Origin of the sequence: Pantoea sp. NSTU24 (genome assembly GCF_050157905.1) — a bacterium.
Taxonomy (GTDB): Bacteria; Pseudomonadota; Gammaproteobacteria; order Enterobacterales; family Enterobacteriaceae; genus Pantoea.
In genome coordinates, this window is the sequence record NZ_JBKIWZ010000001.1 from 2251301 (window position 1) to 2277723 (window position 26423).

Below are 26423 nucleotides of genomic sequence, written 5' to 3' on the forward strand. Positions count from 1 at the left end.
TTCAGCTGAAGCGTGAATCAGATCGCCTCTTCATCCTCTTCGCCAGTACGGATGCGCACGACGCGTGCCACGTCGAAGACGAAGATCTTACCGTCACCGATTTTTCCGGTCTGTGCGGTGCGCATAATGGTCTCGACGCAGGTATCAACGATGTCGTCGCCAACCACCATCTCAATTTTCACTTTCGGTAAGAAGTCGACCATATATTCTGCGCCGCGATAAAGCTCTGTGTGCCCTTTCTGACGGCCAAAGCCCTTTACTTCGCTGACGGTCATCCCGGTGATGCCGACTTCCGCTAAGGCTTCACGAACATCATCGAGTTTGAATGGTTTAATAATCGCATCAATCTTTTTCATGTCAGACCCTTTTTCACTCCCTCTATGGTCAGAGGGTATCTCAAGTATAAATGTTGCCGGCGCTGTCGGGCGGTAATATCCGGGATTCTTCGGGCGGCCGCAAGCGCTGTCAGATTAAGCCGGGTGTTGCCCTCTGATACGGGGCGTGGCAGGCCCCGCCAGAGCAGAGATTTTGCACGGGCTACTCTTTAAAATCGCTGGCATCCAGTTCATGACGGGACAGCAGCTTATAAAACTCCGTGCGGTTGCGTCCGGCCAGGCGTGCGGCGTTGGTGACGTTGCCTTTGGTCATCTGCAGCAGTTTTCGCAGATAATTCAGCTCGAACTGGTTGCGCGCCTCGGCAAACGTCGGCAGGGCGCTGTTTTCGCCGCTTAACGCCTGCTCCACCAGCGCATCACTGATGACAGGCGATGAGCTGAGCGCGACGCACTGCTCAATTACGTTGACCAGCTGGCGAACGTTGCCCGGCCAGCTGGCAGCCATCAGACGTTTCATCGCGTCGACCGAAAAACTGCGCACCTGGGGTTTATGCCGTTCGGCGGCCTGACGCAGCAGATGGTTCGCCAGCAGCGGAATATCCTCCGTGCGCTGATGCAGTGCCGGTATTTTCAGGTTCACCACATTGAGGCGGTAGAAGAGATCTTCCCGGAACTCTTTTTTCTCCATCGCCCTGGGCAGATCGCGGTGCGTCGCGGAGATAATGCGCACATCAATGTCGATATCGTGATCGCTGCCCAGCGGCCTGACCTTGCGCTCCTGTAACACCCGCAACAGCTTAACCTGCAGCGGTTGAGGCATGTCGCCGATTTCATCCAGAAAGAGCGTGCCGCCGCCTGCGGTTTTAAACAGGCCGTCACGGGCGCTGACCGCCCCGGTGAAAGCCCCTTTCGCGTGTCCGAACAGCTCGGACTCCAGCAGCTGCTCCGGCAGAGCGCCGCAGTTGATCGCCACAAAGGGTTTGCCGTTGCGCGGGCTGGCGGCGTGGATCGCCTGCGCCAGTATCTCTTTACCGGTGCCGCTCTGGCCGTTAATCAGTACGCTGACATCGGACTGTGCCACCATGTGCGCCTGCTCAAGCAGCCGCAGCATCAGCGGACTGCGGGTAACGATCGCCTCCCGCCAGCGGTCGTCACTGACCGGTGCCTGCTGTGCCAGCGCCTCATCAATCGCCTTATAGAGCGCATCCCGATCCACCGGTTTGGTCAGGAAGCTGAACACGCCCTGCTGGGTGGCAGAAACGGCGTCCGGGATGGAGCCGTGCGCGGTCAGAATAATTACCGGCAGGCCAGTGTGGCGTTTCTGGATCTCGCCAAACAGCGCCAGACCATCCATTTCATCCATCCGCAGATCGCTGATCACCAGTTCGATTTTCTCTTTCTGCAGCAGACGTAACGCTTCGGGTCCGCTGGCCGCCGTAGTGACCTGATAACCTTCGCTGCGCAGACGCATCCCCAGCAGCTTGAGCAGGCTGGGATCGTCATCCACCAACAGCAGTTTTGCCGCCTGTCTGACCATTACTGTTCCTCATCCTGCGGCAGCGCTGTGCCGTGACCATTGTCAGAAACATCCGGCGCTTTACGTGAAGAGAGCTGACGCTCAATGTCAGTCAGCCGCTCCAGCTTATGCTGTGTGTCGCTGAGTTGCTGTTGTTGTTTCATCATCTGCTGGCGTGTCGCCTCGAGCTGAGCATCGCTGCTCTGCTGCAGATGCGCATAACGGGTGCGCGCTTCGCTGAGATCGAGCTGCGCCGTCTGGTTGCTGCGCCAGAGCTGAATTAACGGGCGCAAAGAGGACGGAAAGTCGCTGCTGTAGCGATCCAGGGTTTCCACATAGCGACGACGCTCGACGGGCGTAACGTTGCCGTTGGACATCAGTACGCCCTGCTTAAAGGCGCGCGACCAGCTTTCTGCCGGCCAGCGATGGGCTTCTGCCCGGGCCTCAGCAGGAGAAAGATGCTCCGCGCAGTCGATCGCCCGCATCCAGTACAGCGGATTATCCAGCGCCTCGCCCTTCTCCACCGGCCACAGGTCGCTGCAGCGGATCGCCAGATAATCAGCCACGCTGACCTCGGGTTCCGCCACCTGATGGCCTGACGGCAGAGAGGAGGTAACCGGGGAGGTTGTACAGCTGCAGAGCAGCAGCGTGCTCAGCAGCAAAGCGGGTAAATATTTCATTGGTCAGACATTCCCGGCTGTGGTGTTCAGTTCAATTCGAAAACAGACGTCAGCCTGCCCGCAGGGGACCAGCGTCAGGTCGCCATGCATCCGGCGCAGACAATCTTTGGCAATACTCAGTCCCAGCCCGCTGCCTTTCACCGGCCCTTTGCGCTGCTGGCTGCCCTGGAAGAAGGGCTCGAAAATCATCGCCTGCTCTTCCGGCGGGATCGGCGTGCCGCTGTTTGCGACCTCAATCCATATCCGATCGTCCTGCTGCTGACTGCGCAGCCAGATGGTACCGGATTCGCTGCCGTAGTTCACGGCGTTCGAATAGAGGTTATCAATGACCCGCATCAGTAACATCGGTTCGGCAAGACAGTGGCCGATTCGCAGATCGACCACCGTCTGCATCATCTTGGCGCGCGCCGAGAGCGCGTGGGCGTTTACCACACTCTCTACAATCTCCGTCACGCTGACCGGTTCCAGCTGAATCGGGCCATCCGCCAGCTTGCGGTTGTAATCCAGCAGCTGCTCGATCAATTGCTGCAAATGGCGGCTGCTGCTGTCGAGAATCATCACCACCTCTTTCTGGTCGGCGTTCAGCGATCCGGCGACCTCATCTGCCAGCAGCTCGGTGCCTTCGCGCAGGCTGGCCAGCGGTGTTTTCAGCTCGTGAGAAAGATGGCGCAGAAACTCGTGGCGTTGTGATTCCAGCCATTGCAGCCGTTCGCTGAGCCAGACGATGCGCTGCCCAAGCGAGCGCAGCTCACGCGGGCCACGGAATTTCACGCTGTTGCCCAGCTCCCGGCCTTCTCCCAGCCGGTTGATCATCCGTTCGATGCGCTTGACCGGGCCGATAATCATGCCGGTAAACAACAGCATCAGCGCCAGACTGATGATAAACAGGATCAGCGCCTGCCAGCCAAAGAACTGGCCGCGATCGGCAATTTCTCGCTGCAGTTGCAGGCCGCGCGAAAAGACCACTTCACGCGTATCCTGCACCATCTGCGCATTGGTGGCGGAGAAGCGATCCAGCGCCTCTGCGGCGCGCGGAACCGGGTTGCCGTTATCACATTGCAGCGGCATCAGTAGCGGCAGAGTCGCCTGCAGAATCCGGAACACCGGCAGTTCGGGCAGGCTGGCGCTGTGCGAATTCAGCATCTGACTGTAGCGGGTGTGCTGAGTCTGATAGAGGCGTGCCAGCGAAGCATCATCCAGCACGCAATACTGGCGATAGCTGCGCTCCAGCTCAACAGCCGTTCGTGCCATCGCCTCACTTCTGCGCACGTCGGTGAAAGTGTTGCGGTTGGTATCCGCGGCCTGTTCGCTTAACGCAGAGAGACTCTCCCACGCCTGCCAGGCCAGCACCAGCAGAGGCAGCAGGACCAGCACAAAGGCCATCAGCACCAGCTGGCGCAGCGAGCGGGGAAATAAACGCCATTTTTTCACGCAGCCGTTTCCTCAGAAATTTGCTGTCTGGATGCTAGCGAACTCTGTCGGCGGAAGAAAGGGGAAGAAAAGAAAACGGCAGGCTCAATGGCCTGCCGCAGACACGACGCGTGATGCATCGCGTAAAAATGGGTGGAGCCTTACTCAACGTTACGTCCGGTGTTTGATAACGCAAGCGATTATCGGTCAGGTGGACGGCAGGCTCCGTTTGGTGCGTCATTCGGGCTTTATGAGCTCTTTTCCGCCAGGCGGGGCAATCATAAACAGGTGAATGAGCAGTGACAGGATTATAGCAACTTCCGTGCCAGGAAATAAAACATTATATTTTTCAGCTGATTGAATCAGCCTGACAGACGGACGTTGCGAAAATTCCGATGGCAGCCGTCCAATTTGTCTCCGCCAGACGACATAAATCCCCGGCATTTTCACTGACATTAAAAATCAAGAAGATAGTTGTCGCCATACAGCGACAGTGATTCGTGCCTGCTGTCGCTGTTTGCCAACAGCATCACAAAAAAACAGGAGGCACACTGGCCTCCTGTTTTTTTCAGCGGGAAAAATCAGCCCAGCTGCCTGCGCGCATTACGGAAAATGCGCATCCATGGGCCATCTTCGCCCCACTCTGCCGGATGCCAGGAGTTACTGACGGTACGGAACACGCGCTCCGGATGCGGCATCATAATGGTGACGCGACCACTTTCGTTCGTCACGGCCGTGATACCGTTTGGCGAGCCGTTCGGGTTAGCCGGATAGGTTTCTGTCACCTTGCCGAAGTTATCGACAAAGCGCAGCGCCACCAGACCTTTCGCTTCCAGCGCGGCCAGATGCGCCGCATCACGCACCTCAACGAAGCCTTCACCGTGGGAAACGGCAATCGGCATGTGTGAACCGGCCATGCCGTCCAGCAGCAGCGAAGGACTGGCAGCCACTTCAACCAGGCTGAAGCGCGCTTCAAACCGCTCTGACTGGTTACGGACGAAGCGCGGCCAGAGGTCGCTGCCCGGGATCAGCTCGCGCAGATTCGACATCATCTGGCAGCCGTTACAGACGCCCAGCGCCAGGGTCTGCGGACGGTGGAAGAAGGTTTCGAAGGTATCACGCACACGCGGGTTAAACAGAATCGATTTCGCCCACCCTTCACCGGCCCCCAGCACGTCGCCATAAGAGAAGCCGCCGCAGGCGACCAGCGCCTGGAACCCGTCCAGTTCGCGGCGTCCGGCCAGCAGATCGCTCATGTGCACGTCAATCGCGGTGAAACCGGCCCGGTCGAAGGCGGCCGCCATCTCCACATGGGAGTTAACGCCCTGCTCACGCAGCACCGCCACTTTTGGCCGTGCCCCCGTCGCGATCATCGGTGCCGCCACATCTTCCTGCGGATTAAAGGTCAGATGGACGTTCAGGCCAGGATCGCTGTCGTTTTTCTTCGCCTCGTGCTCCTGATCGGCACACGTCGGGTTGTCGCGCAGGCGCTGCATCTGCCAGGTGGTTTCGGCCCACCAGGTGCGCAGCGTCGTCCGGCTTTCGCTGTAGACTGCACTCTCGCCGGCACGGATCACAAAGCGATCGCCCGGCTGTGCGCTGCCCAGCAGATGCGTGCAAGCCGCCAGACCATGATCTGCCAGGATCTGCTCAACCACCGCGCGATCGGCGGCGTTGATCTGGATCACCGCGCCCAGCTCTTCGGTGAACAGCGCGGCCAGGGCATCGCTGCCCAGCGCGGCGATATCCACGTCGACGCCGCAGTGACCCGCAAAGGCCATCTCCGCCAGCGTCACCAGCAGACCGCCGTCGGACCGGTCGTGATAGGCCAGCAGTTTCTGCTCCGCGACCAGCGTCTGAATCGCATTGAAGAAACCGGCCAGCTGCGCGGCATCGCGCACGTCGGCCGGCTTGTCGCCGAGCTGACGATAGACCTGCGACAGCGCAGTGGCGCCCAGCGTGTTGGCACCGTTACCGAGGTCGATCAGCAGCAGCAGGTTATCCTGATCGGCCTGCAGCTGAGGCGTCACCGTGCGGCGGACATCTTCGACACGCGCGAAGGCGGTGATGACCAGCGACAGCGGCGAGGTCATCTCACGCTGCTCGGTGCCTTCCTGCCAGCGGGTTTTCATCGACATCGAATCTTTGCCGACCGGGATGGTGATCCCCAGCGCCGGGCAAAGCTCTTCGCCGACCGCTTTCACCGCCGCATATAACCCGGCATCTTCACCCGGATGACCGGCTGCGGACATCCAGTTTGCAGAAAGCTTCACACGCTTCAGCGAACCAATCTGCGTAGCGGCAAGGTTCGTCAGGGCTTCACCGACGGCCAGACGTCCCGATGCCGCGAAGTCCAGCAGCGCCACTGGCGAACGTTCGCCCAGCGCGAAGGCTTCGCCGTGGTAGCTGTCGAGACTGGCGGTAGTGACCGCACAGTTGGCCACCGGGATTTGCCACGGACCGACCATCTGGTCGCGCGCCACCATGCCGGTTACGCTGCGGTCACCGATGGTGATCAGGAACGTTTTCTCTGCCACAGCGGGCAGATGCAGGACACGGTTCACCGCATCAACCAGCGTGATCCCGTCACGCTGCAGGGCCACGCCCTGAACCTGCCGGGTGACCACATCCCGCGTCATCTTCGGCGTTTTGCCCAGCAGGACATCGAGCGGCATGTCGATCGGCTTATTGCCAAAGTGACTGTCTTCCAGGCTCAGATGCAGCTCTTCGGTTGCCTCGCCAATGACCGCGAACGGCGCGCGCTCGCGCTGGCAGATTGCCTCAAACTGCGCCAGCTGGTCGGGGGCCACCGCCATCACATAGCGTTCCTGCGATTCGTTGCACCAGACTTCCAGCGGGCTCATGCCAGGCTCATCGCTCAGGATGTCGCGCAGGTTGAAGCGGCCGCCGCGGCCACCGTCGCTGACCAGCTCCGGCATGGCGTTGGAGAGACCGCCAGCGCCCACGTCGTGGATAAACAGAATCGGGTTTTTGTCGCCCAGCTGCCAGCAGCGGTCGATCACTTCCTGACAGCGACGTTCCATCTCCGGGTTGTCGCGCTGCACTGAGGCGAAATCGAGATCGGCATCCGACTGACCCGAGGCCATTGATGAGGCCGCGCCGCCGCCCAGACCGATATTCATGGCCGGACCGCCCAGCACAACCAGCTTCGCGCCTACGGAGATTTCGCCTTTCTGCACATGGTCGGCACGAATATTACCGATACCACCCGCCAGCATGATCGGCTTGTGATAGCCGCGCAGTTCAGTGCCGTTGTGGCTGGTCACCTGCTCTTCATAAGTACGGAAGTAACCGTTCAGGGCAGGACGACCAAATTCGTTGTTAAACGCCGCACCGCCCAGTGGGCCCTCGGTCATGATCTCCAGCGCGCTGACGATGCGGGCTGGTTTGCCGAAGTCCTCTTCCCACGGCTGTTCGAAGCCCGGGATACGCAGGTCTGAAACCGAGAAGCCCACCAGGCCCGCTTTAGGCTTGGAGCCGCGTCCGGTTGCGCCCTCGTCACGGATTTCACCACCGGAACCGGTCGCCGCACCCGGCCATGGCGAGATCGCCGTCGGGTGGTTGTGCGTTTCAACCTTCATCAGGATGTGTGCGGCTTCCTGATGCCAGCGGTACTCATCTTCTCCGGCATCCGCAAAGAAGCGGCCCACCTCTGAGCCCTCCATAACGGCGGCGTTATCTTTATAGGCAGAAAGCACGTAGTCCGGCGTCTGCTCCATCGTATTCTTAATCATCTTAAACAGCGACTTTGGCTGCTTCTCGCCGTCAATCACCCAATCGGCGTTGAAGATCTTGTGACGACAGTGCTCCGAGTTCGCCTGAGCAAACATATAGAGTTCGATGTCGTTCGGATTACGGCCCAGGGCAGTAAACGCCGCCACCAGGTAGTCGATTTCATCGTCGGCCAGCGCCAGCCCCAGAGTGGTGTTTGCCTGAACCAGCGCCTCACGGCCTCTACCCAGCAGATCCACACTTTTCACCGGCTGCGGCGTATGGTGCGCAAAGAGCTGCTCAGCCTGTGCCAGATCGCTGAAGACCGTTTCCATCATTCGATCGTGCAGCAGCGTACCGAGCGTCTGCCACTGCGCTTCCGTCAGCTGCGGTGCCTGTACATAAAAGGCCAGGCCGCGCTCCAGACGACGCACCTGCGGCAGTCCGCAGTTGTGGGCGATATCGGTAGCTTTGGATGACCAGGGGGAAATGGTGCCGGGACGTGGCGTGACCAGCAGCAGACGCCCCTGCGGGACATGTTCAGCCAGAGAGGGACCATATTTCAGCAGGCGCTGCAGACGGCTCTGTTCGTCGGCGGTTAAGGGCGTGCTGACATCAGCAAAATGGATGTACTCAGCGTAAATATCACTCACCGGCAGATGAGCGTCCTGAAAGCGGGTCAGCAGTTTGTTTACACGAAATGCCGACAGGGCGGGCGAACCACGCAGAATTTCCATTAATAAGTCTCTCGTCAGGGCGCCGGGCGACGCAAATTGGGCGCAACAGGGAAAACGGGCCGTATTATAGAGAAAGCGACCTCGCGACGAAACCGTTTGCGCAGAATTTTTGGCGACCCGGATTTGCCTGAATTTTGCGCAAAAGCTGCTATAAAAGTTGCTCAGCGTCATTTTGTTGCGCAGAATGCCCCTCGCTCTGGGAGTTCAAAGAAGATAAATACTGCCTTTAAAAGACAGAGGCCTTAGAGCCAGCGAGAGATAACTATTTGAAACGCCTAAAATTTAATTATCTGTTTATCGGTCTGGTTGCCGTGCTGCTCGCGTTGGCTCTGTGGCCATCCGTGCCCTGGTATGGGGGCGGTCAGGACGCGATTTCACAGATCAAATCACGGGGAGTGCTGCGTGTCAGTACCATCAATTCCCCGTTAACTTACTACACAGTGAACCACTCTCCGGCCGGGATGGATTATGAGCTGGCAAAACGCTTTGCCGATTATCTGGGCGTTAAACTGAAGGTAACGGTTCGTCCTAACCTGAGCGACCTGTTTGACGATCTGGATGATGGCAAAGCTGATGTGCTGGCTGCGGGCCTGAACTACAACCGTGAGCGCCTGACCCGCTATCAGACCGGGCCGGGTTACTACAACGTTTCACAGCAGCTGGTCTACCGTGTGGATAAGCCACGGCCTAAAAACCTCGGTGATTTAAAGGGGCGGCTGACGGTCGCCTCCGGTTCAGCTTATCTCTCCACACTGAAGAGCGCGCGTTCCAGTCAGTTCCCCGATCTGGACTGGGCAATCGCCACCGATCAGAGTCCTAAAGCCCTGCTGGAAGCGGTGGCCGACGGCAAGCTGGATTATACGATTGGCGACTCCGTGACGATCGCCCTGCTGCAGCGCATTTATCCGCAACTGGCAGTAGCGTTCGATGTGACCGATGAAGAGCCGGTCACCTGGTATGTACGGCACAGCGACGATGACAGCCTGAATGCCGCGATGCTCGACTTCTTTAATGGTATGGGCGAGGAAGGGGCGATGGCGCGGCTGGAGGAGAAATATCTCGGCCATGTCGGCACCTTCGATTATGTGGATACCCGCACCTTCCTGCGCGCCATCGACAATACGCTGCCCGACATCAAACCGCTTTTTGAGAAGTATGCCACCAGCATCGACTGGCGGCTGCTGGCAGCGATCGCCTATCAGGAGTCGCACTGGAATCCTCAGGCCACCTCACCGACCGGCGTGCGCGGCATGATGATGCTGACCCGCAACACCGCCGACAGTCTGGACGTGGGCGACCGGACCGATCCGGAACAGAGCATTCGCGGCGGCAGCCAGTACCTGCAGGATATGATGTCGAAGGTGCCGCAGACCATCCCGGAAGATGAGCGCATCTGGTTTGCGCTGGCGGCTTATAACATGGGCTATGCCCACATGCTGGATGTGCGCAAGCTGACGGCCCGCCAGGGCGGTAATCCCGACAGCTGGGCAGATGTGAAGCTGCGTCTGCCGATGCTGAGTCAGAAGCGCTACTACGCGCAGACGACGTATGGTTACGCACGCGGACACGAAGCCTATAACTATGTGGAGAATATCCGCAAATATCAGATAAGCCTGGTGGGCTACCTGCAGGAGCAGGAGAAGCGCCTGGCGCGGCAGGCCGAAGTGCAGGCGGAGCTGGCCAGGGGCTATCCGGCGGTCGAACCTGCGATCGCCATGAACTAACCCTGGCGCTGCGCCTGACGCAGCGCTTTTTTCTGCTCGCGACGCATACGGAAGAAGTCGCTCAGCATCGCGGCACACTCCTCCGCCAGCACGCCACTGTGAAGCTCAACCTGATGGTTCATGCCGGGATGGCCGAGCACATCCAGCAGCGACCCCGCCGCCCCGCTTTTAATATCGTGGGCTCCATAAACCAGCCGGGTAATACGGCTGTGTACCATCGCACCCGCGCACATCACACACGGCTCCAGCGTGACATAGAGCGTGGTATCCAGCAGACGATAATTTTCCAGTACCTTGCCGCCCTGCCGCAGTGCCATAATCTCCGCATGCGCCGTAGGGTCGTGCTGTCCAATGGGCCGGTTCCACCCTTCCCCTATCACCCGATCATTCTGCACCAGCACGGCACCGACCGGCACCTCGCCCTGCGCCCAGGCACGGCGCGCCAGGTCAAGCGCATGGCGCATCCAGTATTCATCTTGTTGTTTCATGCAGACCACTCCGGGCGACTGAAAAGCGGCGCATTATAGCGATCTCCTCCTGCCTGTCGAAACTTATTCCAGCTGCTGCAGCTCACCCGCGGGCGTCACGCGCCAGCGATGCTGACAGAAAAACAGCAGCGGGTTGTCCTGCTTGCTGTCGCTGTAACCGCTATAAAGCTGCAATGGCGTGCCGATTTTCTCTTCAAGCTGAGCGACCTTTTCATGACCCAGACAGCGCATCGACAGCACCCGGCCACCCCAGCCGCGCTGCATCTGGCTGGCGATCAGTTTTACCCGCGGCAGAAACGCCGAGTCGTAATAGACCTGCTCCACCAGCGACTGCGGCGATCCGGTGATCAGCCAGACATCCGCATCGTCACTGCCCAGGTATTCCGTCAGGCGTTGCTGCACTACCGGAAAGGCTGTAACGCGCAGACGGAACCACTGCGCAAATTCGGCTTCCAGTCGCAGCAGGGTCTCTTCTGAACGGCCAAAGGTAATCGACCAGAGCAGCAGGCTCATGGGCCAGCGGGCGGCCCGCCCCTTCAGCAGCAGACCAATTCCGACCACCGGCAGCAGTGGCACCACCAGCACCAGGTTAAGCGGGCGGCGACGCAGCAGATAGCGCATAAAGGTGCCAAACATGTCCTGCTGGTGCAATGTGCCATCCAGGTCAAAAAATACAATGCGACGATGTGTTCCCCTGGTCAAACAGCTCTCCTTCAGACAGATTCCGGGATGATAAAGAGTAGTGTAGCCATCATCAGGCGGCTCGGCGATGCGTGTCATTTTTAATTCCGATGACTACAATGCCTGATGAATAGTTTATTCTTCTCCGATTATTTCTGAATGATGAGGATTGGGCATGAGTTCACTGCTGCGCATTCGCCAGCTTTATCCGCGTCTGGCCCTGAACGAGCGTCGGCTGGCGGATTTTTTACTGTCACAACCCGATCGGGCGCGCCATCTGAGTTCACAGAAGCTGGCGGAAGAGTCCGGCGTCAGCCAGTCGAGTGTCGTCAAATTTGCCCAGAAGCTGGGATACAAAGGTTTTCCGGCGCTGAAGCTGGCCCTGAGTGAGTCACTGGCGGACAAGGATGCCATAACCGTGCATAACCATATTCTCAGCGACGACCCGCTCAAGATGGTAGGCGAGAAATTGCTGACCGAAAAGCTGTCGGCGATCCGGGCCACGCTGGATATTAACAGCGAAGAAAAGCTTAATGACGTGCTGCAGCTGCTGAAAAATGCCCGACGTATTCTGCTGGTGGGTATCGGCGCCTCAGGGCTGGTGGCAAAAGATTTTTCCTGGAAGCTGATGAAAATTGGCATCAATGCGGTCGCCGAGCAGGACATGCATGCACTGCTGGCCAGCGTTCAGGCAATGGGGCCTGGCGATGTACTGCTCGCCATCTCCTACACCGGCGAGCGACGCGAGATCAACCTGGCGGCGCAGGAAGCCGTGCAGGTGGGAGCCGATGTGGTGGCCTTTACCGGCTTCACGCCCAACTCGCTGCAGCAGAGCGCCGGTTACTGTCTCTACACGGTCGCTGAAGAGCAGAGCACCCGCAGCGCGGCAATCTCCTCTACCACGGCGCAGCTGGCCCTGACCGATCTGCTGTTTATGGCGCTGGTGCAGAACGATCCGGAACGCGCTTCCAGCCATATCCGCCACAGCGAGGCACTGGTGAAAAAGCTGGTCTGATCAGCGACAGCGCGTATAATACCCGCGCTTTTTCTGTTGTTATCAGGTAGGAAAGATGGCGCTGTTGATTACGACCCGATGCATTAACTGCGATATGTGTGAACCGGAGTGCCCGAACCAGGCCATTTCGCTGGGTAATGCGATCTATGAAATCGATGCCAGCCGCTGTACCGAATGCGTCGGTCACTATGAGGTGCCGACCTGTCAGCAGGTCTGCCCTATCGATAACACCATCATCACTGACCCACAGCACATCGAATCACGCGATGCGCTGTGGGAGAAGTTTGTGCTGCTGCACGGTTAACTTTCAATAATCACTGTGGCACAGGCGTAGTGACGTTCATCAGCCAGCGTCACGTGAACCTGGTTCACCCCCAGCTTCTGCGCCACTTCCGCCGCATGCTGAAAAAAACGTAATCCCGGTTTGCCCAGCTCGTCGTTGTAAACTTCAAACTGATTAAACGCCAGCCCCCCGCGAATGCCGGTGCCAAAGGCTTTTGCCGCTGCCTCTTTAACTGCAAATCTTTTGGCAAGGAAGCGCACCGGCTGATGGTGGGTCTGATACTGCTGCCATTCCGTTTCGCTCAGGACCCGACGCGCCAGCCTGTCACCGGTGCGTTCAATCACCCCGGCGATGCGTTCGATCTCAACGATGTCGGTGCCCAGCCCCAGAATAGCCATCAGCGACGGGCTTCACGCAGCAGTTGCTTCATCTCTCTGACGGCATCCGGCAGGCCACTCATCACTGCACGGCCAATAATGGCATGGCCGATATTCAGCTCGTGCATCTCCGGCAGCGCCGCAATCGGCAGCACATTGTGGTAGGTCAGACCGTGTCCGGCATTCACCTTCAGCCCCAGGCTGGCGGCAAAGGTCGCGGCGTGACGAATCCGCGCCAGCTCGGTGTCGCGTGCCAGCCCCTCGGGTGCTTCGGCGTAGGCACCAGTATGAATCTCAATGTAGGGCGCACCGCTGGCCACCGCTGCCTCGATCTGGCGATGATCGGCATCAATAAACAGCGAAACCAGAATGCCTGCGTCGCTCAACAGTCGTACGGCTGCATTCATCTTCTCCTGTTGCCCGGCCACATCCAGACCGCCTTCGGTCGTTACTTCCTGACGTTTTTCCGGCACCAGGCAGCAGAAATGGGGACGGATGTCACAGGCGATGCCGATCATCTCATCGGTGACCGCCATCTCCAGATTCATACGCGTCTGGATGGTGTCACGCAGGATGCGCACATCGCGATCGGTGATGTGACGACGATCTTCGCGCAGGTGAACGGTAATGCCATCCGCGCCCGCCTGCTCGGCGATAAACGCCGCCTGCACCGGATCGGGATAGTTTGTACCACGGGCGTTACGTACCGTGGCAATGTGATCGATATTGACGCCTAACAGCAACTCAGCCATGACCATCCTCACTTCTTTTCCATCGTAGTGTTGAGTGTACCGCGCAAACAGGGGCGGTACGACCCGCGCTATTCATCTGCCTGTTCAGGCTTTCTTTTTGGAACAAACTGGCGGAACAGCTCCTGACTTTTCAGCGGCTTGCCGCCCAGATAGGGCTTCAGGGCGATGCGGGTAAATCGCTTGGCGGCGCGCAGCGTGGCAGCATCCGGGAATTCCCGCTCATACAGGGCGCGCAGCTCGCGACCGGTAAAGCTGCGCTGGCCGGCTACCAGGCTGGCGATAAACCCGCGCTCTTCACGGTAGCTGTAGGTCATCTCATCACTCACCGCCTCACCGCTACCGGCGCAGTGCAGGAAGTCAACGCCGTATCCCAGATGACCGAGCAGCGCCAGTTCAAAGCGGCGCAGTGCCGGTTCCGGCTGGCCGTGAGTGGAGGCTAATGCCTGCAGGCAGTTGAGATAATCGAAGAAGAGTTCGGAGAAGGGAAACTCCTGCTGCAACACGCGGGAGACCAGTTCATTGACGTAAAGACCGCAGTAGAGTGTGATGCCACTAAGCGGTAAGGCCAGCGACACCGCTTCGGCATTGCGCAGGGTTTTGACTTCGCCACGCCCGCTCCAGCGGACCAGCAGCGGAGTAAAAGGCTGTAACGCACCTTTCAGCTGCGAGCGCCGCGACCGGGCGCCCTTGGCCAGTACCCGCACCCGCCCTTCGCTTTCGCTGAACAGGTCGAGCAGCAGACTGGTTTCACTGTAGGGACGACTATGCAGCACAAAGGCGCGTTGCCAGCCTTCCATTGAATCAGAGATCGTCTGTATAACCCAGACTGCGCAGCGCACGTTCGTCGTCTGCCCAACCGGATTTCACTTTCACCCACAGTTCGAGATGCACTTTCGCTTCAAACATCTCTTCCATGTCCCTGCGCGCTTCGGTTCCGATGACTTTGATTTTGGTACCTTTATTACCAATCACCATCTTCTTCTGGCCTTCGCGCTCAACCAGAATCAGGCCATGGATGTCATAGCCGCCACGTTCGTTAGTGACGAAACGCTCGATTTCCACTGTCACAGAGTAAGGCAGTTCCGCGCCCAGGAAGCGCATCAGCTTCTCACGGATGATCTCCGAAGCCATGAAACGCTGAGAGCGGTCGGTGATGTAATCTTCCGGGAAGTGATGATCGGCCTGTGGCAGATGCTTACGGGTAATTGCCGCGATGGTGTCAACGTTCTTGCCGCTTTCCGCCGAGATTGGCACGATATCAAGGAAGTTCATCTGCTGACTGAGGAACTGCAGATGCGGCAGCAGGACAGTTTTATCCTGGATGTTGTCAACCTTGTTGACCGCCAGCACCACCGGCACCTTGTTGTCGCGCAGTTTGTTCAACACCATCTCATCATCGGGTGTCCAGCGCGTGCCTTCGACCACGAAGATCACCAGCTCGACGTCGCCGATCGAACTGCTGGCTGCGCGGTTCATCAGACGGTTAATCGCGCGCTTCTCTTCCATGTGCAAACCCGGGGTGTCGACGTAGATCGCCTGATAGTCACCCTCGGTGTGAATGCCCATGATACGGTGGCGCGTGGTTTGCGGCTTGCGTGAGGTGATCGACACCTTCTGCCCCAGCAACTGGTTCAGTAAGGTGGATTTACCGACGTTGGGTCGGCCAACAATCGCGACAAAGCCGCAATAAGTAACGTTTTCGCTCATTCGAGTCCTGAATTGTTCAGCGCCGGAAAAGACGCTGAAAGCGTGCTATTTGAATCGTGTGTCATTCAGCGTCTGCTGACGCCGGGACAGCTCTGTGTCCGGTGTTATCGCGCCTCATCAGGCGCTGTTACGCTGGCAGAGCTATTCGAGACCTAATTTTATCAGCGCCTGCTCCGCTGCTGCCTGCTCAGCTTTACGACGGCTGGAGCCGACACCGACAACCGGCTCGGCCATGCCACTCACCTGACAGTGAATGGTAAATTCCTGATCGTGAGCTTCGCCACGGACCTGTACTACCAGATAGCTGGGCAGTGGCAGATGACGTCCCTGCAGATATTCCTGCAGTCGCGTTTTTGGATCTTTTTGCTTGTCGCCCGGACTGATTTCGTCGAGGCGGGTCTGATACCAGTCGAGGATCAGCTGCTCGACCCGTTCGATACTGCTGTCGAGGAAAATACCGCCAATCAGCGCCTCCACCGTATCGGCCAGAATCGATTCGCGACGGAAACCGCCGCTTTTCAGCTCACCCGGCCCTAAGCGCAGGCACTCGCCGAGATCAAATTCGCGCGCCATCTCTGCCAGCGTATTGCCACGCACCAGCGTGGCACGCATGCGGCTCATGTCACCTTCGTCAACCCGCGGGAAGCGGTGATAAAGCGCATTCGCAATCACATAGCTAAGAATAGAGTCGCCAAGAAATTCCAGGCGTTCATTGTGCTTACTGCTGGCACTGCGGTGAGTCAGGGCCTGCTGTAACAGTTCCGAATGAGTAAAAGTGTAGCCCAGTTTGCGCTGAAGCTTGTTAATCAGGATGGGATTCATGCGATTCCAGTTCTTTGTTGCGTCTGTGACTCTGCATACCAAACGGGGCTGGCAGTCCAGCACGTTCCGTTTGGTGTGCAGTGGCCTCCCTGAGGAGGCCACCCGATTTGCCTGTTAATCAGACAATGATTTAGTGGATACCGCCGATGCGACTGAATCGTACGCCGGTTGGCCACTGCCCTTCTTGTTTCTCAAAGCTCATCCAGATAGCGACTGCTTTGCCGACCAGATTACGCTCCGGGACAAAGCCCCAGTAACGGCTGTCGGCGCTGTTATCGCGGTTATCGCCCATCATGAAGTATTGCCCTTTCGGCACCACCCAGGTCGCCTGTGGCTGACCCGGCTGTTGATAATACATGCCCGCCTGACTCTGCGCTTCGTTAACCAGCAGAATGTCATGCGTGACGTTACCGATCGTCTCTTTACGGGTGCCCAGGCGCAGTCCGCCGCGCAGCGTATCGCCCTGCGGCACCTGATAGAAGCCGTTGCCGGTTTCGTTGCCATCAAAGCCGCTGAAGGTCTGAATGAAGTTGCTCGGCTCAACGTCAGTGTAGGTCACCGGTAACGCCGACACGCAGGCTTTTTCATCGGCACAGGCCGGTTTCACCGTCAGCGTTTTGCTGTAAGGATCATAGATGACTTTGTCGCCCGGCAGGCCAATAACGCGCTTAATATAGTCCAGACTTGGATCTTTCGGGTATTTGAATACCGCGATATCACCGCGTTTTGGCTGACCGGTTGGGATCAGCGTGGTCTGGGTAATCGGATCCTTAATACCGTAGGCAAACTTCTCCACCAGGATAAAGTCGCCAATCAGCAGGGTCGGCATCATGGAACCCGATGGGATCTGGAAGGGTTCGTAGATAAACGACCGCACGATGAAGACCACGGCCAGCACCGGAAATACGGAAGCGGTGGTTTCCACCCAGCCTGGCTGAGAAGAGACCTTCGCCAGCGTTTTGCTGTCGAGCGTATTGCCGGCCTGCGCCTGAGCCGCCGCCTGTTTCGCACGACGCTCAGGTGCCCATTTAAAGCGATCAATAACCCAGACGATGCCAGTAATCAGCGTCGCTATCGCCAGAATCAGGGCGAACATATTAGCCATCAGAAATCCTTATTTGCTGTCCTTACCGACATGCAGAATGGCGAGGAACGCTTCCTGTGGCAGCTCAACGTTACCTACCTGCTTCATGCGCTTCTTACCATCTTTCTGTTTCTGCAACAGTTTCTTCTTACGACTGACGTCACCGCCATAACATTTGGCCAGCACGTTTTTACGCAGCTGTTTCACCGTTGAACGTGCGATGATGTGGTTGCCGATGGCCGCCTGAATGGCAATGTCGAACTGCTGACGCGGAATGAGGTCTTTCATCTTCTCAACCAGATCGCGTCCGCGATAAGGGGCATTGTCGCGGTGAGTGATCAGCGCCAGCGCATCCACACGCTCAGAGTTAATCAGAACGTCAACACGCACCATGTCAGAAGGCTGGAAGCGTTTGAAGTTGTAATCCAGCGAGGCGTAACCGCGTGAAGTCGATTTCAGACGGTCGAAGAAGTCGAGTACCACTTCAGCCATCGGAATTTCGTAGGTCAGCGCAACCTGCTTGCCGTGATAAACCATGTTGGTCTGCACGCCACGCTTCTCGATACAGAGCGTGATGACGTTGCCCAGATACTCCTGCGGCAGCAGCATGTGACATTCGGCAATCGGCTCACGCAGCTCTTCGATGTTGTTCAGCGGCGGCAGCTTAGAGGGGCTGTCGACATACACGACTTCGCCGCTGGTGGTCACAACTTCATACACGACCGTCGGTGCGGTAGTGATTAGGTCGAGATCGTATTCGCGCTCCAGACGTTCCTGAATGATCTCCATGTGCAGCAGACCCAGGAAGCCACAGCGGAAACCAAAGCCCAGCGCCGTTGAGCTCTCTGGCTCATAGAACAGGGAGGCGTCATTCAGGCTCAGTTTGCCGAGCGCGTCACGGAAGGCTTCATAGTCATCAGAGCTGATCGGGAACAGACCGGCATACACCTGCGGCTTCACTTTTTTAAAGCCAGGCAGCGCTTTGTCTGCCGGATTACGCGCAGTGGTCAGCGTATCGCCCACAGGCGCGCCGAGGATATCTTTGATAGCACAGACCAGCCAGCCTACTTCACCGCAGTTCAGTTCGGTGCGATCGACCTGTTTCGGCGTAAAGATCCCCAGGCGGTCAGCGTTGTAGGTCTGACCGGTGCTCAGGACTTTAATCTTGTCGCCTTTGCGCATGGTGCCGTTTTTCACACGCACCAGCGAGACAACACCCAGGTAGTTATCGAACCAGGAGTCGATGATCAGGGCCTGCAGCGGGCCATCCGGATCGCCTTCCGGCGGCGGAATATCGCGCACCAGGCGTTCCAGCACATCCGGTACGCCAACGCCGGTCTTGGCGGAACAGCGCACCGCATCGGCGGCATCGATACCAACGATATCTTCAATCTCCTGCGCGGCACGTTCGGGATCGGCGGCGGGCAGGTCGATTTTGTTCAGAACCGGCACCACTTCCAGATCCATCTCCATCGCGGTGTAGCAGTTCGCCAGTGTCTGCGCTTCAACACCCTGACCGGCATCCACCACCAGCAGTGCACCTTCACAGGCTGCCAGTGAGCGGGAAACTTCATAAGAGAAGTCGACGTGGCCTGGGGTATCGATGAAATTGAGCTGGTAAGTTTCGCCGTCTTTCGCGTGGTAATCGAGTGTCACGCTCTGGGCTTTGATGGTAATGCCACGCTCTCGCTCCAGATCCATTGAATCGAGAACCTGCGCAGCCATCTCACGGTCAGTGAGGCCACCACAAATCTGAATAAGGCGGTCAGAGAGCGTAGATTTGCCATGGTCGATGTGAGCGATGATGGAGAAATTTCTTATGTGCTTCATTTATTGAGATATCTTCGCTTAAAATTCAGTTGAAAATCTGAGCACAGACACATTCAGGAAGATCGCTCTTTACCCACAATCCTGTCAGCCTCATTAATGACGACGCATATTACACTGTTAACGCCGCGCATAAAAGAATGGAACGTGGTGGAAGCGAAACAGAAATCAGCGCAGGACAGAACAGACAAGGGCCGCGGGATGCGCGGCCTGGACGCAGGTTACGCTTCGCTTTCAACACGCAGCGCATCGGGCGGTAAGGCGATGTTGAGAATCACAGGCTGAAAGGCTTCACGGTCGCCAAATTTCATCGAAACGCCTTTCGCGACGATGAAACCGCCGATGCCGCCCAGCAGTGCGCCGCAGGCGGCAGCCAGGTCGCTGCCGAAGAGGGACTGAAACAGGCCCGCCACCAGGAAAAGCCCAAAAAGCGGTGTCATGTAGACTAGCAGTGCTGACCCAAGCAGACTGCTCTCTTTAATGCCCAGCTCGATGCGCTGACCCGGCTGCAGCGGTTTGCTGCTGGCGATCTGCATCACATGCGCATTCTTTGGACCAAGCTTGTTGAGCATGTGGCTGCCGCAGCCTTTGCGTGCCTGGCAGCTGTTACAGGAGGTTTTTGCTTCAGTGTGCAGCGTGGCAATGCCATCCTGCCATGCCACCACAGTGGCCCATTCTCTCATCATTTTTGTGACCCCAGGTCGATGCTATCCGCAATACGTTTGGCAGTGGACGGCGGCAGTTCGCCGATCACCGCAATTTCGCTATTATTGCGCACAACGGTCTGGACCGTGCGACGCCCAGTGCGCAATGTCTGCGTGTTACTGGTTTTATCGGCTGGCGTCACGTTAATCGCAAAGCTAAACAGGCCATCGCTGTAGAGCTTCGACTCCATATTCTTGTTCAGTCCCGGCAGCGTACGACGGTTCTGCGACACCAGCGACATCCCGGCGGGTATCCAGCCGGGCTGCCAGCTGAGCGTCACCGCGTCGCCTTTCGGCACGGAAAGCGACGGCGGCAGATTAGCCTTTTCCAGTCCCTGCATCAGGTTACGCACCCCTTCATCCACCGCAAAACTGATGACGCGGAATTGCTCCAGCGTTTCACCATCGCGATCGAGCAGATCTATGCGCAGCGGCAGCCTGGTATCCACATCCAGCCAGACCACATAGCTGTAGCGGGTGCCATCACGCGACACGATGCGCAGCACATCACACATCTGATCGGCGATGCGCGAACGCCCCACCGTGATGAAATCGTAGGCAGAGGATAGCCTGGCGAAATCAGCGAAAATCACCGAAGGTAATGCATCGATGATGTGCGTGCCGGGAAGGGAAAAGGCATCGAGCCCGGGTTCGAAGTAGCTGATATCGTTGCCACGCTGGATGACTTCCCGACGCGGCCCGTCCATCTGCAGCAGCTGCGCAAATATACGGTTATCGATCACTGCATGACGATAACGCAGCGATTCAATGCCGATGCGTGAGACGTTGATATAGGCGAATTCGTAATTGAGGTTCTGGCTCGCCTGCTCCATCTGCTGTAAGAGTGCCCCGGACGCAGAATTTTGCGCCGGGGCAGCAGAGGACCATAACAGGCTGCCTGCCAGCAGGCTAACAGCATACCAAAGCGGCTTCATTACTGCTGCTGCTGTCCTAATGACTGGTTTCCGGGAACATCAACCTGTGCCTGTTTTGGCGCACCGGTTTCAAACTGCAGCTGATCCGCATGCAGGCGACGCTGGAGTTCATAATCCTGCAGCATGGCGTTCACACGGCGGCGCTGGTCCTGAACCTGCTGATTCGCGCTGTTAGTATCGAACGCATCAGACGGCACGCCCAGGCTGACCGGAGAGGCTTTGCCCATCATGGGCAGCGTGTTAAAAACCGGCGAATCGGAGGTCTGCGTGGCGCTGTCCTGTGGCTGGTTGTAGTGCTGAACGCCTACAATCACTGCCAGAGAAACACAGGCCGCGACGCCCACCTGAGTTAGTTGCGCAGCCCACGGACGGGCCTTTTTCCAGAATGGCATCTTTTCCCAGCGGGAAGGTTCTGGCTGCGCTTCCGGAATCAGCGTGGTTACCGTACGCAGCGGTTCTTTTTCAATGGCGGCCGCGACGCGCGCAGAGATATCAAAATGCAGATGCTCGCCGACATCGCCGCGCATCGTGTCACGAATGAGATGATAGCTCGCCCAGCTTTTCTGTAATTCTGCGTCCTTAGATAAGGCGGAAAACAGCTCGTTATCTAAAGTTTCACCATCCATTAAAGCGGAAAGTTTTTCTTTCTGCATGCCTGTGTACCCTTCCAGTAGCCGTTATCACTAACGTTGGATAAGCGGTTGAACTTTGTTATCAATGGCCTCTCGCGCACGAAATATACGTGATCGAACAGTGCCTACCGGGCAATCCATAATGACGGCGATCTCTTCATAACTCAGACCGTCCAGTTCCCTGAGGGTAATTGCCATACGCAAATCCTCGGGTAGCGCCTCGATGGTACGAAAGACAATTTGTTTCAATTCGTCAGACAACATTAAGTTCTCAGGGTTCGAAATTTCTTTTAATGCACTCGCACTTTCGAAATTTTCCGCATCAATTGCATCCACATCACTGGATGGCGGACGTCGCCCCTGAGCAACCAGGTAATTTTTCGCTGTGTTAACCGCAATGCGGTACAGCCAGGTATAAAACGCGCTATCGCCCCGGAATGAGTCCAGCGCGCGATACGCTTTAATAAAGGATTCCTGTACTACGTCTGGCACGTCGCCCGAAGGAACATAGCGTGAAACCAAACTCGCCACTTTGTGCTGGTAACGAATCACCAGTAAGTTAAACGCCTTTTGATCTCCCTTCTGTACCCGCTCGACAAGGACCTGATCCGTTAACTGCTCGCTCATCCGAGGTAATGTCTCCCCAAATTCTGAATGCATAAAGTAACTGCCAGCACATCTCATTATTCTGAGCAAGCATGCGCTTAGAGTTGTGATGTGGTGCGAAGTTCACTTTTCGCCCTGATATTTACTGCTCCAGTGGCCGCTACACGGGTTGTTCGTTTTCGTTCAGTGTAAGGAGCACAAATCGCAGGCAGATTAACCTATGACGACAGCTTTTTCATCATTAAATCAATCAGGTTTTATGTGTCTGCTATAAAAAACCTGACAAACAGGCGTACCATTTTAACTCCTTGATTACAGGTCATTTCAGGAACAGTTTCACCAAAAAACCGCTCCTCCGTTTAAAATACTTCACAGAAAACCCGTTCAGGCTTATGCTCAGACCACAGTTTGTTTAGTAAATTAAACATTATGATGAAAGCAACCCCGGATTATCAGTGTGATGTTTTAATTATTGGCAGCGGCGCCGCCGGACTGTCGCTGGCGTTACGGCTGGCCAGACAGTATCAGGTAACAGTTCTCAGTAAAGCGCAGGTTAATGAGGGCTCGACGCTCTATGCGCAGGGTGGCATTGCAGCAGTATTTGATGAGACGGACAGCATCGAGTCGCACATTGACGATACGCTGATTGCCGGCGCGGGATTATGCGACCGCGAGGCCGTCTCCTTTGTGGCCAGCAATGCGCGTCATTGCGTGCAGTGGCTGATCGACAATGGCGTGGCCTTTGACCTCGATCCTCAGGCGGCGGGCGACATGCGTTATCACCTGACGCGCGAAGGCGGCCATAGTCATCGCCGTATCCTGCACAGCGCTGACGCCACTGGCCACGCGGTGGAAAACACGCTGGTAAGCCAGGCGCTGAGCCACCCTAATATCCGGATTCTGGAGCGTACCAACGCGGTCGATCTGATCCTCTCAGACAAAAGTGGCCTGCCTGGTCCTCGCCGGGTGATTGGGGCCTGGATCTGGAACCGGAACCGCGAGCAGGTCGAAACCTGTCAGGCGCGGGCCGTAGTCGTCGCCACCGGCGGCGCGGCCAAAGTCTATCAATACACGACCAACCCCGATATCGCCTCTGGTGATGGCATCGCGATGGCATGGCGGGCCGGCTGCCGGGTCGCTAATCTGGAGTTCAATCAGTTTCATCCGACCTGCCTGTTTCATCCGCAGGCGCAGAGTTTCCTGTTAACTGAAGCCCTGCGCGGTGAAGGGGCCTGGCTGTTACGTCCCGACGGCAGCCGCTTTATGCCCGACTTCGATGAACGCGCGGAACTGGCCCCGCGCGATATCGTCGCCCGCGCTATCGACCATGAGATGAAGCGGCTCGGCGTCGACTGTATGTATCTGGATATCAGCCACCAGCCCGAAGCCTTTGTGCGCGCCCATTTCCCGATGATCTACGAGAAGCTGCTGACCTTTGGCTTTGATCTCACCAGGGAGCCGATCCCGATTGTGCCCGCCGCGCATTACACCTGTGGCGGTGTGGTCGTCGATCAGCATGGACAGACGGACATCAGCGGTCTGTTTGCCATCGGTGAGGTAAGTTATACCGGCCTGCATGGCGCGAACCGCATGGCGTCCAATTCACTGCTGGAGTGTCTGGTCTACGGCTGGTCGGCGGCCGAAGAGCTGATGCGTACCCTGCCCGCCATCGCGGCCGTTACGGAACTGCCCGCCTGGGATGAAAGTCAGGTAGATGATGCGGATGAGCGTGTGGTGATCCAGCACAACTGGCACGAGCTGCGATTGTTTATGTGGGATTACGTCGGCATTGTCCGCACGACCCGGCGACTGGAGCGGGCATTGCGCCGCATTACGCTGCTTCAGCAGGAGATAGATGAATATTATCGTCATTTTCGCCTCTCCAACAATCTGCTGGAGCTACGGAATCTGGTGCAGGTGGCGGAACTGATGGTGCTCTGTGCGCTGGCGCGGAAAGAGAGTCGCGGCCTGCACTTTATCCGCGACTATCCGGCATTACTGCCGGAAGCGCTGCCGACCGTGCTGGCCCCTGCTGGCTACATAAAGAGGTAGAACGCCTGCGTCAGGCCGCACCACTCATCCGAATAGCGGGTGTCAGGCGCACGGATAGCGAGGCGCTCCAGCAGCGTTTCTCCGGCCTGCGGCGAGAGTCCCAGCACGACGCGATGTGGTGGCCGATGAGCATACTCCGCCACATCCAGCCGGAAGCGCAGATGCCAGCCATCAGCCTGCGCCAGGGTAATAAATGTCTGACCAATGTCTACAGGCAGCACCACGCAGAACATCCCCTCCTCTTCAATCAGTAACGCCGCACTGCGCAATAGCGTCTGATGGCCCAGCGAGGCCGTGGCGCGGGCGCTGTCGCGCGCCGCGCTGGCGCAGGCAACGCCAGGCGCAAAATAGGGAGGATTGCTCACAATCAGCGAATAACGTTTATCGCACGCTTCCGCCCAGCTGGCGATATCCTGCTGATGAACCGAGATACGCCCCGGCCAGGGTGACTGCTGCACATTTTCCTGCGCCTGCTGCGCGGCGTCGGCATCCAGTTCAACCGCATCAATAGCGACGTTTGTCGGCGTGCGCTGCGCCAGCATCAGCGCGATCAGCCCGCTGCCGCTGCCGATATCGAGAATGCGCCTGACCCCGGCGACCGGTGCCCAGGCACCCAGCAGGATGGCGTCGGTGCCCACTTTCATCGCACAGCGATCGTGTGCGACAAAAAATTGTTTAAAGGTAAATCCGTTATTGTTTAACTGTGGCCGTTTGCGCGGCTTATCCTGCATCATTCGTCACTACCATTGATTTTTCCTGCCGTCCGGCAGCGCATGAGTGTAACGTGACAACAGCGTGATTTCACGTAACAGACAACGCCGTGCACAGCCGAAACGGATTAACAGATGAAGATTCAGTCTGATCTGTCTATAATCAGCGCCCCAAACTGAGGTAGACCATGACAGTAACCACATTTTCCGAACTCGAACTTGACGAAAGCCTGCTACAAGCGTTGCAGGAAAAAGGCTTTACGCGCCCAACAGTGATTCAGGCTGCTGCAATTCCGCCCGCACTGGAGGGCCGCGACGTTCTGGGTTCGGCACCTACCGGGACCGGGAAAACGGCCGCGTACCTGTTACCGGCACTGCAGCACCTGCTTGATTTCCCGCGCAAGAAATCCGGTCCGCCACGTATCCTGATCGTGGTTCCGACCCGCGAACTGGCGATGCAGGTCGCCGACCATGCGCGTGAGCTGGCAAAGCATACCCATCTGGATATCGCCACCATCACGGGCGGTGTGGCCTATATGAACCATGCCGAAGTGTTCAGCGAAAACCAGGACATCGTGGTCGCGACCACTGGCCGCCTGCTGCAGTACATTAAAGAAGAGAACTTCGACTGCCGCGCCGTTGAAACGCTGGTGCTGGATGAAGCGGACCGTATGCTCGATATGGGCTTTGCTCAGGACATCGAGACCATCGCGGCGGAAACCCGCTGGCGCAAACAGACGCTGCTCTTTTCCGCCACGCTGGAAGGCGACAATATCCGCGACTTCGCCGAGCGTCTGCTGAACGAACCGGTGGAGCTGGAGGCCGATCCAAGCCGCCGCGAGCGCAAAAAGATCCAGCAGTGGTACTACCGCGCGGACGATCTGGACCACAAGACCAAATTACTGGTTCATCTGCTGAAACAGCCGGATGTCACGCGCAGCATCGTGTTCGTACGCAAGCGTGAACGTCTGCATGAGTTGGTGAGCTGGCTGCACGAAGCGGGGATTCGCACCAGCTATCTCGAAGGCGAAATGGTGCAGGCCAAGCGTAACGAAGCGATTAAGCGTCTGAGCGAAGGCCGCGTAAACGTGCTGGTGGCAACTGATGTCGCCGCCCGCGGTATCGATGTTGAAGATGTCAGCCACGTCTTTAACTACGACATGCCACGCACCGCTGATACCTATCTGCACCGCATCGGCCGTACCGGTCGCGCGGGCCGTAAAGGCATCGCCATTTCACTGGTTGAGGCGCATGACTTTGTTCTGCTGGGCAAAATCACCCGTTATGTGAACGAGCCTATCAAAGCGCGTGTGATTGATGAGCTGCGCCCGGTAACGCGCGCGCCAAGTCCTAAAACCACCGGAAAACCGTCGAAAAAGGCACTGGCGAAGCGTGCCGAGAAGAAAGCGAGCGAAACGGAGAAACCACGCGTGAAAAAACGCCATCGCGACGCTAAAAATGTTGGTAAACGCCGCAAGGCAAGCGGCAGTGCACCAGCGGATAAGATTGCGGAATAAATCGTCGCCGCCATAAAAAAATCGCCTCCCAGGAGGCGATTTTTTCTATTTAACAGAGAGTAACAGCCCTTTCATCCCGTTTTCACGGTCAGCGTAA

24 protein-coding genes are annotated in these 26423 nt (G+C 57.5%); 5 read left to right on the plus strand and 19 right to left on the minus strand.

Translation table 11 applies throughout. The annotated features are described in order from the left end of the window. Nucleotides 1–17 precede the first annotated feature (17 nt). The 5 genes from glnB to purL form a co-directional block, all read right to left on the minus strand. Nucleotides 18–356, minus strand: a complete 339-nt coding sequence (glnB, locus tag ACLHDD_RS10640; protein ID WP_003848647.1) for a nitrogen regulatory protein P-II — start codon at nucleotides 354–356, stop codon at nucleotides 18–20. A gap of 181 nt (nucleotides 357–537) precedes the next feature. Beyond that, nucleotides 538–1872: a two-component system response regulator GlrR gene (glrR, locus tag ACLHDD_RS10645; protein WP_427104090.1), complete on the minus strand. Its 1335-nt coding sequence runs from the start codon at nucleotides 1870–1872 to the stop codon at nucleotides 538–540. Next, complete coding sequence (qseG, locus tag ACLHDD_RS10650; protein WP_427104091.1) at nucleotides 1872–2531, minus strand: two-component system QseEF-associated lipoprotein QseG; 660 nt, start codon at nucleotides 2529–2531, stop codon at nucleotides 1872–1874. Before qseG ends, glrR begins: the two co-directional genes overlap by 1 nt. A gap of 3 nt (nucleotides 2532–2534) precedes the next feature. Continuing rightward, nucleotides 2535–3962, minus strand: coding sequence for a HAMP domain-containing sensor histidine kinase (locus ACLHDD_RS10655; RefSeq protein WP_427104092.1), 1428 nt, complete (start codon nucleotides 3960–3962; stop codon nucleotides 2535–2537). A 560-nt stretch (nucleotides 3963–4522) separates the two neighbouring features. Continuing rightward, nucleotides 4523–8410, minus strand: a complete 3888-nt coding sequence (gene purL / locus ACLHDD_RS10660; RefSeq protein ID WP_427104093.1) for a phosphoribosylformylglycinamidine synthase — start codon at nucleotides 8408–8410, stop codon at nucleotides 4523–4525. Between the two features lie 266 nt (nucleotides 8411–8676). Here purL and mltF point away from each other — a divergent pair, with 266 nt between their 5' ends. Continuing rightward, nucleotides 8677–10134, plus strand: coding sequence for a membrane-bound lytic murein transglycosylase MltF (gene mltF / locus ACLHDD_RS10665; protein ID WP_427104094.1), 1458 nt, complete (start codon nucleotides 8677–8679; stop codon nucleotides 10132–10134). Here mltF and tadA read toward each other — a convergent pair. Together tadA and yfhb are read right to left on the minus strand one after the other, a co-directional pair. Further along, nucleotides 10131–10622: a tRNA adenosine(34) deaminase TadA gene (gene tadA, locus ACLHDD_RS10670; RefSeq protein ID WP_427104095.1), complete on the minus strand. Its 492-nt coding sequence runs from the start codon at nucleotides 10620–10622 to the stop codon at nucleotides 10131–10133. The genes mltF and tadA overlap by 4 nt on opposite strands. Nucleotides 10623–10685: 63 nt before the next feature. Then, nucleotides 10686–11324 carry a phosphatidylglycerophosphatase C gene (gene yfhb / locus ACLHDD_RS10675; protein WP_427104096.1) on the minus strand — a complete coding sequence of 213 codons (639 nt, stop codon included), beginning with the start codon at nucleotides 11322–11324 and terminating at the stop codon, nucleotides 10686–10688. Between the two features lie 154 nt (nucleotides 11325–11478). On the opposite strand from yfhb, the gene ACLHDD_RS10680 reads away from it, so the two are divergent. Both ACLHDD_RS10680 and ACLHDD_RS10685 read left to right on the plus strand, forming a co-directional pair. Next, entirely contained in the window at nucleotides 11479–12318 is an 840-nt protein-coding gene (locus tag ACLHDD_RS10680) for a MurR/RpiR family transcriptional regulator (protein WP_427104097.1), read from the plus strand. A gap of 55 nt (nucleotides 12319–12373) precedes the next feature. Then, on the plus strand, nucleotides 12374–12622 hold the full coding sequence (locus ACLHDD_RS10685) for a YfhL family 4Fe-4S dicluster ferredoxin (RefSeq protein ID WP_427104098.1): 249 nt from the start codon (nucleotides 12374–12376) through the stop codon (nucleotides 12620–12622). On the opposite strand, the gene acpS is transcribed toward ACLHDD_RS10685, so the two are convergent. The 11 genes from acpS to rpoE form a co-directional block, all read right to left on the minus strand. Continuing rightward, complete coding sequence (gene acpS / locus ACLHDD_RS10690; RefSeq protein ID WP_427104099.1) at nucleotides 12619–12999, minus strand: holo-ACP synthase; 381 nt, start codon at nucleotides 12997–12999, stop codon at nucleotides 12619–12621. The two genes, ACLHDD_RS10685 and acpS, sit on opposite strands and share 4 nt — an antisense overlap. Beyond that, on the minus strand, nucleotides 12999–13730 hold the full coding sequence (pdxJ, locus tag ACLHDD_RS10695; RefSeq protein WP_427104100.1) for a pyridoxine 5'-phosphate synthase: 732 nt from the start codon (nucleotides 13728–13730) through the stop codon (nucleotides 12999–13001). Before pdxJ ends, acpS begins: the two co-directional genes overlap by 1 nt. Before the next feature lie 68 nt (nucleotides 13731–13798). Further along, on the minus strand, nucleotides 13799–14527 hold the full coding sequence (gene recO, locus ACLHDD_RS10700) for a DNA repair protein RecO (protein ID WP_427104101.1): 729 nt from the start codon (nucleotides 14525–14527) through the stop codon (nucleotides 13799–13801). Nucleotides 14528–14531: 4 nt separating this feature from the next. Continuing rightward, on the minus strand, nucleotides 14532–15437 hold the full coding sequence (era, locus tag ACLHDD_RS10705; protein WP_427104102.1) for a GTPase Era: 906 nt from the start codon (nucleotides 15435–15437) through the stop codon (nucleotides 14532–14534). A gap of 141 nt (nucleotides 15438–15578) precedes the next feature. After that, on the minus strand, nucleotides 15579–16259 hold the full coding sequence (rnc, locus tag ACLHDD_RS10710) for a ribonuclease III (RefSeq protein WP_010257656.1): 681 nt from the start codon (nucleotides 16257–16259) through the stop codon (nucleotides 15579–15581). Between the two features lie 130 nt (nucleotides 16260–16389). Further along, nucleotides 16390–17364 (minus strand): signal peptidase I, encoded by a 975-nt coding sequence (gene lepB / locus ACLHDD_RS10715; RefSeq protein WP_427104103.1) that lies wholly within the window; start codon nucleotides 17362–17364, stop codon nucleotides 16390–16392. Between the two features lie 9 nt (nucleotides 17365–17373). Then, complete coding sequence (lepA, locus tag ACLHDD_RS10720; protein ID WP_111139117.1) at nucleotides 17374–19173, minus strand: translation elongation factor 4; 1800 nt, start codon at nucleotides 19171–19173, stop codon at nucleotides 17374–17376. Between the two features lie 218 nt (nucleotides 19174–19391). Further along, nucleotides 19392–19856: a SoxR-reducing system protein RseC gene (gene rseC / locus ACLHDD_RS10725; RefSeq protein ID WP_128084396.1), complete on the minus strand. Its 465-nt coding sequence runs from the start codon at nucleotides 19854–19856 to the stop codon at nucleotides 19392–19394. Next, a complete protein-coding gene (gene rseB / locus ACLHDD_RS10730) occupies nucleotides 19853–20809 on the minus strand; it encodes a sigma-E factor regulatory protein RseB (RefSeq protein ID WP_427104104.1) in 957 nt (318 codons plus the stop codon). Before rseB ends, rseC begins: the two co-directional genes overlap by 4 nt. Beyond that, complete coding sequence (gene rseA, locus ACLHDD_RS10735) at nucleotides 20809–21462, minus strand: anti-sigma-E factor RseA (protein ID WP_427104105.1); 654 nt, start codon at nucleotides 21460–21462, stop codon at nucleotides 20809–20811. The genes rseB and rseA overlap by 1 nt, the downstream gene beginning before the upstream one ends. Nucleotides 21463–21492: 30 nt before the next feature. Continuing rightward, entirely contained in the window at nucleotides 21493–22068 is a 576-nt protein-coding gene (gene rpoE, locus ACLHDD_RS10740) for an RNA polymerase sigma factor RpoE (RefSeq protein WP_111139166.1), read from the minus strand. 408 nt (nucleotides 22069–22476) lie between these two features. Here rpoE and nadB point away from each other — a divergent pair, with 408 nt between their 5' ends. Further along, complete coding sequence (gene nadB, locus ACLHDD_RS10745; RefSeq protein ID WP_427104106.1) at nucleotides 22477–24099, plus strand: L-aspartate oxidase; 1623 nt, start codon at nucleotides 22477–22479, stop codon at nucleotides 24097–24099. Here the strand turns inward: nadB and trmN are convergent. After that, nucleotides 24084–24833 (minus strand): tRNA(1)(Val) (adenine(37)-N(6))-methyltransferase TrmN, encoded by a 750-nt coding sequence (gene trmN / locus ACLHDD_RS10750; protein WP_427104107.1) that lies wholly within the window; start codon nucleotides 24831–24833, stop codon nucleotides 24084–24086. The two genes, nadB and trmN, sit on opposite strands and share 16 nt — an antisense overlap. A gap of 164 nt (nucleotides 24834–24997) precedes the next feature. Between trmN and srmB the strand changes: the two genes are divergently transcribed. Then, on the plus strand, nucleotides 24998–26326 hold the full coding sequence (gene srmB, locus ACLHDD_RS10755; protein WP_427104108.1) for an ATP-dependent RNA helicase SrmB: 1329 nt from the start codon (nucleotides 24998–25000) through the stop codon (nucleotides 26324–26326). The last annotated feature ends 97 nt before the right edge of the window (nucleotides 26327–26423 follow it).

What these genes read in the sequence shown, in the direction of transcription:
- glnB (WP_003848647.1), bottom strand. Translation starts at nt 356, where the DNA reads ATGAAAAAGATTGATGCGATTATTAAACCATTCAAACTCGATGATGTT.
- glrR (WP_427104090.1), bottom strand. Translation starts at nt 1,872, where the DNA reads ATGGTCAGACAGGCGGCAAAACTGCTGTTGGTGGATGACGATCCCAGC.
- qseG (WP_427104091.1), bottom strand. Translation starts at nt 2,531, where the DNA reads ATGAAATATTTACCCGCTTTGCTGCTGAGCACGCTGCTGCTCTGCAGC.
- purL (WP_427104093.1), bottom strand. Translation starts at nt 8,410, where the DNA reads ATGGAAATTCTGCGTGGTTCGCCCGCCCTGTCGGCATTTCGTGTAAAC.
- tadA (WP_427104095.1), bottom strand. Translation starts at nt 10,622, where the DNA reads ATGAAACAACAAGATGAATACTGGATGCGCCATGCGCTTGACCTGGCG.
- ACLHDD_RS10680 (WP_427104097.1), top strand. Translation starts at nt 11,479, where the DNA reads ATGAGTTCACTGCTGCGCATTCGCCAGCTTTATCCGCGTCTGGCCCTG.
- ACLHDD_RS10685 (WP_427104098.1), top strand. Translation starts at nt 12,374, where the DNA reads ATGGCGCTGTTGATTACGACCCGATGCATTAACTGCGATATGTGTGAA.
- acpS (WP_427104099.1), bottom strand. Translation starts at nt 12,999, where the DNA reads ATGGCTATTCTGGGGCTGGGCACCGACATCGTTGAGATCGAACGCATC.
- pdxJ (WP_427104100.1), bottom strand. Translation starts at nt 13,730, where the DNA reads ATGGCTGAGTTGCTGTTAGGCGTCAATATCGATCACATTGCCACGGTA.
- recO (WP_427104101.1), bottom strand. Translation starts at nt 14,527, where the DNA reads ATGGAAGGCTGGCAACGCGCCTTTGTGCTGCATAGTCGTCCCTACAGT.
- era (WP_427104102.1), bottom strand. Translation starts at nt 15,437, where the DNA reads ATGAGCGAAAACGTTACTTATTGCGGCTTTGTCGCGATTGTTGGCCGA.
- rnc (WP_010257656.1), bottom strand. Translation starts at nt 16,259, where the DNA reads ATGAATCCCATCCTGATTAACAAGCTTCAGCGCAAACTGGGCTACACT.
- lepB (WP_427104103.1), bottom strand. Translation starts at nt 17,364, where the DNA reads ATGGCTAATATGTTCGCCCTGATTCTGGCGATAGCGACGCTGATTACT.
- lepA (WP_111139117.1), bottom strand. Translation starts at nt 19,173, where the DNA reads ATGAAGCACATAAGAAATTTCTCCATCATCGCTCACATCGACCATGGC.
- rseC (WP_128084396.1), bottom strand. Translation starts at nt 19,856, where the DNA reads ATGATGAGAGAATGGGCCACTGTGGTGGCATGGCAGGATGGCATTGCC.
- rseB (WP_427104104.1), bottom strand. Translation starts at nt 20,809, where the DNA reads ATGAAGCCGCTTTGGTATGCTGTTAGCCTGCTGGCAGGCAGCCTGTTA.
- rseA (WP_427104105.1), bottom strand. Translation starts at nt 21,462, where the DNA reads ATGCAGAAAGAAAAACTTTCCGCTTTAATGGATGGTGAAACTTTAGAT.
- rpoE (WP_111139166.1), bottom strand. Translation starts at nt 22,068, where the DNA reads ATGAGCGAGCAGTTAACGGATCAGGTCCTTGTCGAGCGGGTACAGAAG.
- nadB (WP_427104106.1), top strand. Translation starts at nt 22,477, where the DNA reads ATGATGAAAGCAACCCCGGATTATCAGTGTGATGTTTTAATTATTGGC.
- trmN (WP_427104107.1), bottom strand. Translation starts at nt 24,833, where the DNA reads ATGATGCAGGATAAGCCGCGCAAACGGCCACAGTTAAACAATAACGGA.
- srmB (WP_427104108.1), top strand. Translation starts at nt 24,998, where the DNA reads ATGACAGTAACCACATTTTCCGAACTCGAACTTGACGAAAGCCTGCTA.